Source organism: Acinetobacter lactucae (assembly GCF_013122135.1).
Lineage (GTDB): Bacteria > Pseudomonadota > Gammaproteobacteria > Pseudomonadales > Moraxellaceae > Acinetobacter > Acinetobacter lactucae.
In genome coordinates, this window is sequence record NZ_CP053391.1 from 2,256,412 (window position 1) to 2,268,777 (window position 12,366).

13 protein-coding genes are annotated in these 12,366 nt (G+C 38.2%); 6 read left to right on the forward strand and 7 right to left on the reverse strand.

The window, feature by feature from the left end; genetic code table 11:
* Nucleotides 1-45: 45 nt before the first annotated feature.
* On the reverse strand, nt 46-2,034 hold the full coding sequence (gene tkt, locus HLV59_RS10500) for a transketolase (protein WP_171429911.1): 1,989 nt from the start codon (nt 2,032-2,034) through the stop codon (nt 46-48).
* 535 nt (nt 2,035-2,569) lie between these two features.
* Between tkt and metK the strand changes: the two genes are divergently transcribed.
* Nucleotides 2,570-3,736 carry a methionine adenosyltransferase gene (metK, locus tag HLV59_RS10505; protein WP_005069601.1) on the forward strand — a complete coding sequence of 389 codons (1,167 nt, stop codon included), beginning with the start codon at nt 2,570-2,572 and terminating at the stop codon, nt 3,734-3,736.
* A gap of 127 nt (nt 3,737-3,863) precedes the next feature.
* On the opposite strand, the gene HLV59_RS10510 is transcribed toward metK, so the two are convergent.
* A complete protein-coding gene (locus HLV59_RS10510; protein WP_002121448.1) occupies nt 3,864-4,112 on the reverse strand; it encodes a hypothetical protein in 249 nt (82 codons plus the stop codon).
* A gap of 259 nt (nt 4,113-4,371) precedes the next feature.
* Between HLV59_RS10510 and HLV59_RS10515 the strand changes: the two genes are divergently transcribed.
* Nucleotides 4,372-4,563, forward strand: a complete 192-nt coding sequence (locus tag HLV59_RS10515; protein ID WP_016145060.1) for a hypothetical protein — start codon at nt 4,372-4,374, stop codon at nt 4,561-4,563.
* 66 nt (nt 4,564-4,629) lie between these two features.
* Here the strand turns inward: HLV59_RS10515 and HLV59_RS10520 are convergent, their stop codons facing one another.
* Entirely contained in the window at nt 4,630-5,196 is a 567-nt protein-coding gene (locus HLV59_RS10520; protein ID WP_057106445.1) for an FxsA family protein, read from the reverse strand.
* Between the two features lie 395 nt (nt 5,197-5,591).
* Here HLV59_RS10520 and blaOXA point away from each other — a divergent pair, with 395 nt between their 5' ends.
* On the forward strand, nt 5,592-6,413 hold the full coding sequence (blaOXA, locus tag HLV59_RS10525; protein WP_171429912.1) for an OXA-213 family carbapenem-hydrolyzing class D beta-lactamase: 822 nt from the start codon (nt 5,592-5,594) through the stop codon (nt 6,411-6,413).
* An 81-nt stretch (nt 6,414-6,494) separates the two neighbouring features.
* Here blaOXA and HLV59_RS10530 read toward each other — a convergent pair whose 3' ends face one another.
* Nucleotides 6,495-7,040: a GNAT family N-acetyltransferase gene (locus HLV59_RS10530; protein ID WP_171429913.1), complete on the reverse strand. Its 546-nt coding sequence runs from the start codon at nt 7,038-7,040 to the stop codon at nt 6,495-6,497.
* On the reverse strand, nt 7,037-7,630 hold the full coding sequence (locus tag HLV59_RS10535; protein WP_057106442.1) for a helix-turn-helix domain-containing protein: 594 nt from the start codon (nt 7,628-7,630) through the stop codon (nt 7,037-7,039). Before HLV59_RS10535 ends, HLV59_RS10530 begins: the two co-directional genes overlap by 4 nt.
* A 199-nt stretch (nt 7,631-7,829) precedes the next feature.
* Between HLV59_RS10535 and ruvC the strand changes: the two genes are divergently transcribed.
* Nucleotides 7,830-8,375, forward strand: coding sequence for a crossover junction endodeoxyribonuclease RuvC (gene ruvC / locus HLV59_RS10540; protein ID WP_002121356.1), 546 nt, complete (start codon nt 7,830-7,832; stop codon nt 8,373-8,375).
* 4 nt (nt 8,376-8,379) lie between these two features.
* Here the strand turns inward: ruvC and HLV59_RS10545 are convergent, their stop codons facing one another.
* The gene (locus tag HLV59_RS10545; RefSeq protein ID WP_171429914.1) at nt 8,380-9,840 is read right to left on the reverse strand and encodes an NAD(P)H-hydrate dehydratase; all 1,461 of its coding nucleotides are present in this window, start codon (nt 9,838-9,840) and stop codon (nt 8,380-8,382) included.
* 26 nt (nt 9,841-9,866) lie between these two features.
* Between HLV59_RS10545 and queG the strand changes: the two genes are divergently transcribed.
* Both queG and bioB read left to right on the forward strand, forming a co-directional pair.
* On the forward strand, nt 9,867-10,967 hold the full coding sequence (gene queG / locus HLV59_RS10550) for a tRNA epoxyqueuosine(34) reductase QueG (RefSeq protein WP_016145054.1): 1,101 nt from the start codon (nt 9,867-9,869) through the stop codon (nt 10,965-10,967).
* A gap of 87 nt (nt 10,968-11,054) precedes the next feature.
* A complete protein-coding gene (gene bioB, locus HLV59_RS10555; protein ID WP_216606716.1) occupies nt 11,055-12,044 on the forward strand; it encodes a biotin synthase BioB in 990 nt (329 codons plus the stop codon).
* Nucleotides 12,045-12,092: 48 nt separating this feature from the next.
* Here the strand turns inward: bioB and HLV59_RS10560 are convergent, their stop codons facing one another.
* Nucleotides 12,093-12,305 carry a hypothetical protein gene (locus HLV59_RS10560; protein ID WP_016145053.1) on the reverse strand — a complete coding sequence of 71 codons (213 nt, stop codon included), beginning with the start codon at nt 12,303-12,305 and terminating at the stop codon, nt 12,093-12,095.
* Nucleotides 12,306-12,366 lie beyond the last annotated feature (61 nt).

Here is a 12,366-nt window from a genome sequence, read left to right on the forward strand (position 1 = left end):
AAAAAAGCGCTCTAGATAGAGCGCTTTTTTACACTACTTTAATATTTAAGCAGTTAACTCTTTTACCGCAGCAATTACAGCTTCAGTTGTAATACCGAAGAATTGGAACAAATCTTTTGCTGGTGCTGACTCACCATAAGTTGTCATACCAATTACTTTGCCATCAAGACCAACGAACTTCCACCAATAGTCAACATGAGCCGCTTCAACAGCAACACGCGCACGGATATGAGCTGGTAATACTGCTTCACGGTATGCAGCATCTTGCTTCATAAACTCTTCTGCACATGGCATAGAAACTACACGCACACCTTCAAGTTGTGCATAAGCTTCCATTGCTAAAGAAATTTCAGAACCAGTTGCAATAATAATTGCTTTTAATTCACCTTTTTCTTGAGCAAGTACATAACCACCTTTCGCAGCGTTTTGAATTTGCTCTTCAGAACGTGTTTGGAATGGTAAGTTTTGACGAGAGAAAATAAGTGCTGTAGGACCGTCTTTGCGTTCTAAAGCAGATTTCCAAGCAATTGCAGTTTCTACAGTATCTGCAGGACGCCATGTCTTTAAGTTAGGTGTACCACGTAATGAAGCAATTTGTTCAATCGGTTGGTGAGTTGGACCATCTTCACCTAGACCAATTGAGTCATGTGTATAAACATGAATTACACGTTGTTTCATTAATGCAGACATACGTACTGCATTACGTGCATATTCCATAAACATTAAGAATGTTGCAACGTAAGGAACGAAACCACCATGTAATGCAACGCCATTAGCGATTGCAGTCATACCAAATTCACGTACGCCATAGTATACATAGTTACCCGCTGGGTTTTCTTGAATACCTTGGCAACCTTTCCAAAGTGTTAAGTTAGAACCCGCTAAGTCAGCAGAACCACCTAACAGTTCAGGTAATAAAGGACCAAACGCTTGTAATGTATTTTGGCTTGCTTTACGTGTTGCGATTGTCTCGCCTTTCGCATTTGTTTCATGAATGAAAGCATCTGCTTGCGCTGCAAATTCTGCTGGTAGGTCACCACTGATACGACGAAGTAACTCAGCTGCTTCAGTTGGATATTTTGCTTGATATTGTGCAAATACCGCATTCCAAGCTGCTTCAGATTCACTACCTTTTGCTTTTGCATCCCATGCAGCATATACATCAGCAGGAATAACAAATGCTTCTTCGTTCCAACCTAATGCTTCACGAGTTAAAGTAATTTCATCTTTACCTAATGGCGCACCATGACAGTCTTCTTTACCTTGTTTATTTGGTGAACCTAAACCAATAATCGTTTTACACATAATGATTGTTGGTTTTTGAGTTTCAGCTTTTGCTTCGATTGTCGCTTGACGAATCGCATAAGCATCATGACCATCTACACGAAGAACTTGCCAACCATAAGCTTTGAAACGCTCTTCTGTATCGTCGCTGAACCAGCCTTCTACTTCACCATCAATTGAAATGCCATTATCATCATAATAAGCAATCAATTTACCAAGTTGTAATGTGCCAGCTAAAGAACATACTTCGTGAGAAATACCTTCCATTAAACAGCCATCACCTAAGAAACAGTAAGTGAAATGGTCAACAACTTTTAAATCATCTTTATTAAATTGAGCAGCCAATGTTTTTTCTGCTAAAGCAAAACCAACAGCATTAGCAATACCTTGACCTAAAGGACCAGTTGTCGTCTCTACACCCGGTGCATAGCCATATTCAGGGTGACCAGGGGTTCTAGAATGTAATTGACGGAACTGTTTTAAATCTTCAATTGAAAGATCATAACCTGTTAAATGAAGCAAAGCGTATTGCAACATTGAGCCATGGCCATTTGATAAAACGAAACGGTCACGGTTAGCCCATTGTGGATTTGTTGGGTTGTGATTTAAAAACTCACGCCAGACGACATCAGCAATATCTGCCATCCCCATTGGAGCACCTGGATGTCCTGAGTTTGCTTGTTGCACAGCATCCATTGCCAATACACGAATTGCATTTGCAATACGACGTTCGTTTAAAGGGGTCGTCATAGATCAGAATCCAATTTTAATAGATTGATGAAAAGAAGAAGATGAATAACCATTCAATGCCACTATATTGTCTTAAAAAAAAGGCTTAGGGTAAACCCCAACAAGGTATATTTCTTTATTTTTAACCGTTTCTTGGTTACACAAAAAACATTTGAATCTTTAAGTTATACAAAACAGTGTTCATTTTTCTGCAGACTGCTCAAATTTCAAAGTATTTCCCCTGTTAGTTTTTGATATATAGTAAAAATATTCCCCTCATCTTGCATAAGCTGATCGTATTAGTTTTCTTTAAAGTCCAAATTTTCAGATAGAATCTTTTATTGATTTACATGTCTAAAAAACACACTAGCAACAAGTTGTTAAAATATAAATACTTTAAATTATAACTCTCTATATCAATTTTACTAATACACTTATCAATTAAAACACACTATAAATGAAATAAATTCATGCTTTTTAGTCAGTATGAACTGGTCCTCAAGCTCAAGTCGATGTAACATATTATGTCTTTTGAAATAACCAAGATAGGACTTTCATGCGCGAGTACGCTGTTTTTACCTCGGAATCTGTAAGCGAAGGTCATCCCGATAAAATGGCCGACCAAATTAGCGACGCTATTTTGGATGCAATCTTAAAAGAAGACCCATACGCACGTGTTGCTTGTGAAACACTGGTAAAAACAGGCGCTGTTGTACTTGCAGGTGAAGTCACAACGACTGCTAATATTGATGTTGAAGCTGTTGTTCGTAATACTGTTAACGGTATTGGTTATCACCACTCTGATCTTGGCTTTGATGGATCAACATGTGCTGTAATCAATATGATTGGTAAACAATCACCTGAAATTGCTCAAGGTGTAGACCGTCAAAAACCAGAAGATCAAGGTGCTGGTGACCAAGGACTAATGTTCGGTTATGCAAGCCGTGAAACAGACGTGCTTATGCCTGCGCCGATTTCTTATGCTCACCGCTTAATGGAGCGTCAAGCTGAACTACGTCGTTCTGGTGCCCTTCCATGGTTACGCCCAGATGCAAAAAGCCAAGTTACTTTTGCATATGAAAATGGCAAGCCTGTACGTCTAGATGCAGTTGTTTTATCTACTCAACACGATCCTGAAATTTCTCAAAGCCAGCTCAAAGAAGCAGTTATTGAAGAAATTATCAAACCGATCATCCCTGCTGAAATGTTCCATGCAGCTACTAAGTTTCACATTAACCCAACAGGTATGTTCGTTATTGGTGGCCCTGTAGGTGACTGTGGCTTAACAGGCCGTAAAATTATTGTTGATACATACGGCGGTATGGCTCGTCACGGCGGTGGTGCTTTCTCTGGTAAAGATCCATCTAAAGTTGACCGTTCTGCTGCGTATGCTGGTCGTTATGTTGCAAAAAATATTGTAGCTGCGGGTCTTGCTGACAAATGTGAAATTCAAGTGAGTTACGCAATTGGTGTAGCAGAACCTACTTCGATTTCAATTAATACCTTTGGCACAGCAAAAGTTTCTGATGAGTTAATTATTCAACTTGTACGTGATCATTTCGATTTAAGACCGTTTGGTATTACTCGTATGTTGGATCTTCTTCAACCAATGTACAAACAAACTGCGGCTTATGGTCACTTTGGTCGCGAAGGTTCAGACTCTGCATTTACATGGGAAAAAACTGATAAAGTTGATGCCCTTAAAGATGCTGCTGGCCTCTAATATGCCGTCATAAAAAAGCCCGCGATTGAGCGGGCTTTTTTATACTTAAAACTCTATGGTATGTAGGGTTTGGTCTTCTAGCAATCATCCTTGACGCCATATCATTATTTATAGCTGTAATCAAAGTCTATTGTCTTGTCGTTTTATCATCCTGATTTAATACATCCAGTAAAGTTGACTGCGTTGGAGTATCTTGATGGTTCTGGATATAGATATGCACAACTTTAAATACGACAACAACAGCTAGACAAGCCATCACACAAAACATCCATAAGCCATACGGGCTTCGAATATGTTGTGAACCACAATATGGACATGATTTATCAGTCGATGCCACAACTTTGTCGCAACACGCACAATGGTATTGATATAGCATAGGTAACCCTCCTTCCCTCATTTCAACCGTTGTTGTTTTAATAGGTTTGCTACATTTTTTAATTTATACATCCTTTATATTTATCCTATGTGAAATGAATAGATAATTCAATCTAGATGAACAATTGAGTCAATAAAAAAATATAAATTAAAAACAAATACTTAATTTAAATATTATTTTTCTAGAACTATTTTTCTTATTTTGATATTTTGCCAAATTTGCTAAAATAAGCGAATAATCTCACATTTTAGGCAAATGCATGTCACACACAAAGCTCATTAATAAAGGTGGCTTTCGCGAACGAGCCAACCGAAGCCGAGGTTATCAACAATCTGAAAATAAGCAAACAGCCTTAGCTTCAAACAAATACCAACCCCAAACAAAACCACAAGAAAACCCAACTGAATTGGCTCAAACAGATTCTGTTGTGACTGAATCTCTTACTAAATAAGTTATATCTTCTTAAAATAAAAAAGGCCTAAACTTTAAAGGTTTAGGCCTTTAGATAAGGTATTCATTAATCCTTATTTTTATGTTCAATTTTCTTATGTTCTGGAGTGACTTCACGTGCTTCTCCATCAATAATGCTTGAATCACGGTATTGACCTTGACTTCCCCCACCTTGTTGATTCTGCATATCCTGCATTTGGCGCATTAAATCAGCAAATGGGTTTTGTCCGCCCATATTACCGCTCATGCCACCCATCATTTTATCCATCATAGCCTGTTGGCGTTTTGCGAGAGTTCTCATCGCCATATTACGGAAAGCAGTTTGAACACCAGGGATCAAAATCAAAACCGCTAATACATCAGAAACAAGACCTGGTAACATCAATAAGAAACCTGCAAAAGCAAAAGCAAGTTTTTTAGTTACTGCCGGGTCATTACCGAGTTGGCCGGTCATCTGCATTTGTTGTAATTGAGGCATAATACCAGCAGTACTTCTGCGAATAAGCCCCAAACCAATAAAGAAAGCAAGAATGAACCAAAAGAACACATACCATCCACTGATGAACTGTGCTACACCAATCCATACGGCAATTTCAACAATCGCGCCCAGAACTACAATAAGAAGTAAATTCATGTAAAACTTTATCTATCTCAAAAAGAAAATTCATTGCAGTTTTATTTACCCCAACCCTATCGAATCAGCCAGAGTCTGCAATACTAGAGTACATTTGATTTTAACTCGATAAAAACAAACATGCTTTATTATTAATGAGTGCTATATCAGGTTTATCAAGTGTGTCTTTTATCAGATTTTAATTTTTTTACTCTATTTAAACAGTATTGCTCTCTCACAAGCAGTTTTTAGTCAAATAAAAAGTCTTAGCTTTTTTGAATATGTATTGTTTTTAAAGAATTTAAAAAATCGATATTTAAATGTCAGCTTATCCCAATAGCTTACATTTTCTCTATCTAAAAGCATCTCCTTTCAAGTTAAATTAAAGAATAATACTTTTAAGCCTAAATAGACTTATGACTAAAAAAGCTCTTTTCCTTGCTATTAGTACCATATTTTTGTCAGCATGTTCTTTCAATACAGTACAACAGCATCAAATACACGCTCTTTCTACCCATAAAAATTCAGAAGAAATTAAATCACTGTTTGATCAAGCACAGACCACTGGTGTTTTGGTTATTAAGCGCGGAAATACAGAGGAAATTTATGGCAATGATCTAAAAAGAGCATCAACCGAATATGTCCCTGCATCTACCTTTAAAATGCTAAATGCTTTAATTGGTCTTGAACATCATAAAGCAACAACAACAGAAGTGTTTAAATGGGATGGACAAAAGCGTTTATTTCCTGATTGGGAAAAAGATATGACCTTAGGTGATGCCATGAAAGCTTCTGCTATTCCTGTGTATCAAGAACTAGCTCGACGAATTGGCCTTGATCTTATGTCCAAAGAGGTTAAGCGTATTGGTTTCGGTAATTCTGATATTGGTTCAAAAGTAGATAATTTTTGGCTTGTTGGCCCCCTCAAAATTACGCCTCAACAGGAAGCACAGTTTGCTTATGAATTAGCCCACAAAACTCTTCCCTTTAGCAAAAATGTACAAGAACAAGTTCAATCTATGGTGTTCATAGAAGAAAAAAATGGACGTAAAATTTACGCTAAAAGCGGTTGGGGATGGGATGTGGAGCCTCAAGTGGGATGGTTCACAGGCTGGGTCGTTCAACCACAAGGAGAAATTGTAGCGTTCTCACTCAATTTAGAAATGAAAAAAGGAACACCTAGTTCTATTCGAAAAGAAATTGCTTATAAAGGATTAGAGCAGCTAGGTATTTTATAATTTGAACTTTATAGCCCAGCTTATATTCATCCTTATAAACTGGGTTGTTTTATTAAACTTGAAATTTGAAAACCTTATTATTTATCCGTCAACTGGCGCATGCGGTGTATTTAAATTTAACTGATAGAAAGCAGCATCTAACCATTGGCCAAATTTAAAACCGACTTGCTTAAAAGTACCGGCATGGATAAAACCCATTTTTTCATGTAAACCGATACTCGCTTGGTTAGTTGCATCGATACAACCTATCAATACATGTAGATCAGCCTCTTGAGCGCGCTTAATCAATTCTTGCATTAGAATTTTGCTTAATCCGCTGCCACGATGTTCATGATGAATATAAATACTATGTTCGACCGTATATTTGTAGGCAGGGAAAGCTCTAAAGGTTCCCCAACTCGCAAAACCCAATAATTTGTTTGTCTCATCCACAATACCAATCACTGGAAAACCATGTTCTCTTTTGACTGAAAACCATGTTTTCATTGAATCAATTGAGCGCGGCACATAATCATACAGTGCTATAGAATTAATAATTGCCTCATTCAGAATCTCTAATATAGCCGCTGCATGTTCTGCTTCATTACAATCAATTAAACGAAAATTAGAATTGAGGGAATAGATCATAACGATTCCTTAACGGCAGATACGAGTTGACTAGAGACGACTAAGATATAGCGAGCGATTTGAGCTGAATTATTAGTGTATATAACAGGTTGGTTGAGTTGCATTGCCAAGCAATCTCCTTTGCTTAAAGCATAACAAGCTTCACCTAATTGAATATCAATTTGCCCTTCAACTACCCAAAGTTGTTGCTGTACAACATTAGAGGTTTCATTAATTTCATAAGTAATTCGGGCATGAGCTGGAAATTCAATTTCAACAATTTGAAATGGAGACTTCCAATTTGGAGGAGAGACTTGACGGCGAATATATCCTGTTTCAGGGTCTTTCCATTCTGATTGTTGAATACGTCGAACTATAGGTTGTGGTGACTGATTATTTTGTGAAGTGGCGAATAGCTGAGTTAAAGGAACACCTAAACCATTTGCCAGCTTTTCAAGGACAACTGCAGTTGGACTTGCCTCACCTCTTTCAATGAGTGAAATTGCAGAACGGCTTACCTGACATCGAGTAGCAAGAACATCTAGAGTATATCCACGCGCTAGACGTAGTTCACGTACTTGTTGTGCAATGCGTATATTAATATCTTCCATCTACCACAGACGTAAATTCCAAAATTATAGATAAGTATTCCATTAAAATAGAATTACATCAAATGATTTTAAACAATATAGATGGGTAAGATAAAAACCGAAAAATAACCATTCATCACGGCTTTCTTTAAATTACTCATGCATAACCGTTTTGGCTATGTAACAATACTATCTAAATTACTTATACATAAGTCTTCACATGGCATTGATTATTGGAATTGACCCGGGTTCACGCTTAACAGGTTATGGAATCATTGAAAAAGATGGTAGTAAACTGCGTTTTGTTGATGCCGGTACAATCCGAACAGAAACTCAAGAAATGCCAGAACGCTTAAAACGTATTTTTGCCGGCGTTGAGCGCATTGTGAAATTTCATGGCCCTACTGAAGCTGCAGTTGAGCAAGTCTTTATGGCTCAAAACCCAGACTCTGCCTTAAAACTAGGACAAGCCCGTGGTGCTGCCATAGCCGCATTAGTGAATTTAGATTTACAAGTTGCAGAATATACTGCCCGTCAAATTAAACAGTCTGTGGTTGGTTATGGCGCTGCCGATAAAGAACAAGTCCAAATGATGGTCATGCGATTACTTAATCTGACCATTAAACCTCAATCCGACGCGGCCGATGCCCTTGCTGCTGCCATCTGCCATGCTCATGCATCGGGAAGTATGAGCAAACTGTCTGTTTTAAATGCTTTAGGTGGTATGGCACGTGGGCGAAGTCGCTCTAGCAGTCGCAGACGTTAAAAATTTATTGATTTACGACTTGAGTAATTGCCTGATTCATCTCAAAAGCCTGCAAGCCACGCATACCATTTTTAGCTAAAAGGTCCCCTGCTTGTGCATGAAGGGTTACAATCTCATGTAACGCAATATCTTTGTGGAATTGGGCTTTTAGACTTGCAATCATTCCAGCTAATACATCACCCATTCCACCAGTTCCCATACCAGCATTACCTTGCGTACAGATATACAAGTTATCCTCTAAAATTAAGCTACCTGCTCCTTTAAGTACCCACTGACCCGCATATTTATGTTGCAAAGCATGAATTGCAGCAATTCGGTCATTTTCAATTTGCGCTGTAGAAGAACCAAGTAAGGTAGTAGCTTCTCCCGGATGAGGCGTCGCATAAACATGTGCACCCAATTTTTCAGGCTGCTTGGCAAGAAACCACAAAGCATCTGCATCTAAAACAGTTTCTAGGTGTGTACTCTGATTTAACAAATTAAACCATTGCTCATAGATTTGCTTAGCCCACTCATCACGGCCTAATCCCATTCCAAAACATACTGCATCAACCTGAGATGAAATCTCTCTAATATTTTCTTCATCTAAAGCATTAATATCACGAAGCATAATATTAGGTGCCCGCGACAAAATGGCCTGATGGTGATTGCGATGGCAAACTACCGTCACTTTGCCTGCACCCGCATGAAAAGCAGCCTCAGCAGCCATAATTACAGCGCCGCCCATTTGCTCATGTCCACCCACCACTAAAACATGCCCGTAACTTCCCTTATGCCCAAATGCCATACGCTGAGGAAGTTTAATATTTGTGGGTGACAAATAAGCTAAAGGTTTCAACTCGTGATCTATAGGAATTAGATTAATTAAATGAATTTTTCCTACATATTCTTTGCCTTGTCCTGTGAATAATCCTGCTTTAAGCCCTAAAACGGTAAAGGTATGATCAGCTCTCACTGCGAAAGGTAAGACTTGTCCTGTATTTGCTTGTAAACCACTCGGTATATCAATCGAAATTTTTAGGCCCACTTGTTCATTAAATATTTGAATCACTTGTTGCCAATCACTATTTAATTCTCGGTTTAGACCTATGCCAAATAAGGCATCGATATGACAATCAAATGTTCTTTTAATATCAAAATTTGGATGAATTTGGGCTTTCATTTCTCTAGCAAATTGCGCTGCACAATGTAAATCGGTTGACTCACCCAATTGAGCTGCAAAGATTTCAACATTAAATCCAGCTTGCTTCAGATAACTTACTATAAAGTAACCATCACCTGCGTTATTGCCTTGCCCGCACCAAACAGCAATATTCTTGATAGACCGATCTTTAAAAAGCTCAATAAGTTGCTGGGCAATTGACCAAGCCGCTTGTTGCATTAAACCTAATGAGGAGTTTTGCGCAGCAAACCAGCGCTGCTCCCATGCTCGAATATCATCGCTATGGTAAACTACCGCCTGCATATTATTATCCTCTTGCATTTTGGTTTATGACATCTTCCGACACATCACGCATTGCAGTGCAACAAATTGATCCACATGAATTAAAAGCATGGATCAAAGCTCAAGCATTAGACTTGGGTTTTGCTGATTGTGTCATCGCAAAACCAGATGCTCAAGAGCAAATGCCACGTTTTTTAGAGTATCTTGAACGTGGTTATCATGCAGACATGACCTATTTAGAAGAAAATCTAGAAAAGCGAGCTGATCCAACACTATTAGTGCCTGGTACAAAAAGTATTATTTGTGTCCGCATGAATTATCTTGTGGAATCTCCAAAGCCTCGATATGTACCTTTAGAGCCTAATTCTGCCATTATCGCCCGCTATGCACGTGGCCGTGATTACCATAAAGTCATGCGTGGTAGATTGAAAACGCTAGCAACACGAATTCGTGAAAAAGTCGGCGATTTTGAATCTCGTCCTTTTGCAGACTCGGCGCCTATTTTTGAAAAATCATTAGCTGAAAGTGCTGGAATGGGTTGGACAGGTAAACATACTTTGCTCATTCATAAAAAGTCAGGTTCTTTTTTCGTATTAGGTGAGCTATTTACATCCCTTGACTTACCTTTTGACGAACCTGCAACAGCACATTGCGGTTCTTGTAGCGCTTGTATTGATATTTGCCCGACGCAAGCAATTGTCGAGCCTTACATGCTAGATGCAAGACGTTGTATTGCTTATTTAACTATCGAATATAAAGGAATTATTGCTGAAGAATTACGTGCAGGAATTGGTAATCGAATATTTGGTTGTGATGACTGCCAGTTAATTTGTCCTTGGAATAGCTTTGCCAAAACAGCATCTATTACTGATTTTAATCCTAGACATGGATTAGATAATATTAGGCTGCTTGATATCTGGCAGTGGGATGAAGCCACTTTTTTAGCCAATACGGAAGGTAGCCCAATACGCCGGACAGGTTATCAATCATTTAAACGTAATATTGCCATCGGTTTAGGCAACGCACCTTATTCAAAAGAAATTGTAGACCAGCTACAAAATGGCAAGAACTTACATGACGAAATTGTCAATGTGCATATTGATTGGGCAATTGAACAACAACTCAGCCAAGTTCAGTCATCAAATTAAAAAAATGATGTTTTTTGCCCTATAGCTTTAATACGAATTCTGTATGATTATGTGTAGTGAATTAATGCCATCATCATGGATATGACAATGACTCTACGTAATGATTGGAATCGTGAAGAAATCCAAGCTTTATATGAACAACCTTTTTTGGATTTAGTTTTCAAGGCTCAGCAAGTACATCGTGAGCACTTCACTGCCAATTCAATTCAGGTCAGTACCCTTTTATCTATTAAAACGGGTAAATGTCCTGAAGATTGCAAATATTGCTCACAATCGGCACATTACGAATCAAAACTAGAAGCAGAAAAACGTATTGCTGTTGAAAAAGTGATTAGCGAAGCAAAAACTGCAAAAGATTCAGGTTCTTCACGTTTTTGTATGGGTGCTGCTTGGCGTAACCCACATGAGCGCGATATGCCTTATGTTTTAGAAATGGTACGCGAAGTTAAAGCATTAGGTATGGAAACCTGTATGACTTTAGGTATGCTTAACCAATCTCAAGCAGAACGCCTAAAAGTTGCTGGTTTAGATTATTACAACCACAATCTAGATACATCTCGCGAGTATTATTCTCACATCATTAGTACCCGTACTTTTGATGATCGTTTAAATACACTTGATTATGTTCGTCAAGCTGGTATGAAAGTTTGTAGTGGCGGTATTGTGGGTTTAGGCGAAAGTCGTGAAGACCGAATTGGTTTATTACATGAACTCGCTACCCTACCAATTCATCCTGAATCTGTGCCAATCAATATGCTTGTTCCTATTGAAGGAACACCTTTAGCCGATGTTGAAAAGCTTGATGTTATTGAGTGGATTCGTACTATTGCTGTTGCGCGTATTATCATGCCGCATAGTTATATCCGTCTCTCTGCGGGCCGCGAATCATTAAGTGATTCAGATCAAGCATTAGCATTTATGGCAGGCGCAAACTCATTATTCTCTGGGGATAAATTACTGACCACACCAAATGCCGGTGAAGGTAAAGACCAAGCTTTATTTAATAAATTAGGTTTAACGGCTGAAAAACCAAAGCCAACAGTTGCTGATTTATCAGTAGATGCAATGAGTGCTTAACTCAAAGTAGAAAATTTAAAAGCCCTGATCATTCAGGGCTTTTTTCATTTATATAGAAGTTACTAATATTCCGTAAGTAGCATTCAGAAAAGTTCCGACTCGAATAATATCCTTTCCTGCTGCATGCATTACTGTGAATTCTTGGCTCAACACATCAAAATTAAAAGAATCAAAAACATCTTGATGATGTAAGAGCCAAGTTACTGTATCTGCTATATTATCATCCGCAATATAAGTTAAAGCTTTAAAGTCTTTACTCATAAATAACTCTTAAAAATAAATTTTATGAATTTTATATGAGTTCACTCTACCTTAAAAGAAA

What these genes read in the sequence shown, in the direction of transcription:
- HLV59_RS10510 (WP_002121448.1), bottom strand. Translation starts at nt 4,112, where the DNA reads ATGCTATATCAATACCATTGTGCGTGTTGCGACAAAGTTGTGGCATCG.
- HLV59_RS10545 (WP_171429914.1), bottom strand. Translation starts at nt 9,840, where the DNA reads ATGCAGGCGGTAGTTTACCATAGCGATGATATTCGAGCATGGGAGCAG.
- tkt (WP_171429911.1), bottom strand. Translation starts at nt 2,034, where the DNA reads ATGACGACCCCTTTAAACGAACGTCGTATTGCAAATGCAATTCGTGTA.
- HLV59_RS10530 (WP_171429913.1), bottom strand. Translation starts at nt 7,040, where the DNA reads ATGATCTATTCCCTCAATTCTAATTTTCGTTTAATTGATTGTAATGAA.
- metK (WP_005069601.1), top strand. Translation starts at nt 2,570, where the DNA reads ATGCGCGAGTACGCTGTTTTTACCTCGGAATCTGTAAGCGAAGGTCAT.
- blaOXA (WP_171429912.1), top strand. Translation starts at nt 5,592, where the DNA reads ATGACTAAAAAAGCTCTTTTCCTTGCTATTAGTACCATATTTTTGTCA.
- bioB (WP_216606716.1), top strand. Translation starts at nt 11,055, where the DNA reads ATGACTCTACGTAATGATTGGAATCGTGAAGAAATCCAAGCTTTATAT.
- queG (WP_016145054.1), top strand. Translation starts at nt 9,867, where the DNA reads ATGACATCTTCCGACACATCACGCATTGCAGTGCAACAAATTGATCCA.
- HLV59_RS10560 (WP_016145053.1), bottom strand. Translation starts at nt 12,305, where the DNA reads ATGAGTAAAGACTTTAAAGCTTTAACTTATATTGCGGATGATAATATA.
- HLV59_RS10515 (WP_016145060.1), top strand. Translation starts at nt 4,372, where the DNA reads ATGTCACACACAAAGCTCATTAATAAAGGTGGCTTTCGCGAACGAGCC.
- ruvC (WP_002121356.1), top strand. Translation starts at nt 7,830, where the DNA reads ATGGCATTGATTATTGGAATTGACCCGGGTTCACGCTTAACAGGTTAT.
- HLV59_RS10520 (WP_057106445.1), bottom strand. Translation starts at nt 5,196, where the DNA reads ATGAATTTACTTCTTATTGTAGTTCTGGGCGCGATTGTTGAAATTGCC.
- HLV59_RS10535 (WP_057106442.1), bottom strand. Translation starts at nt 7,630, where the DNA reads ATGGAAGATATTAATATACGCATTGCACAACAAGTACGTGAACTACGT.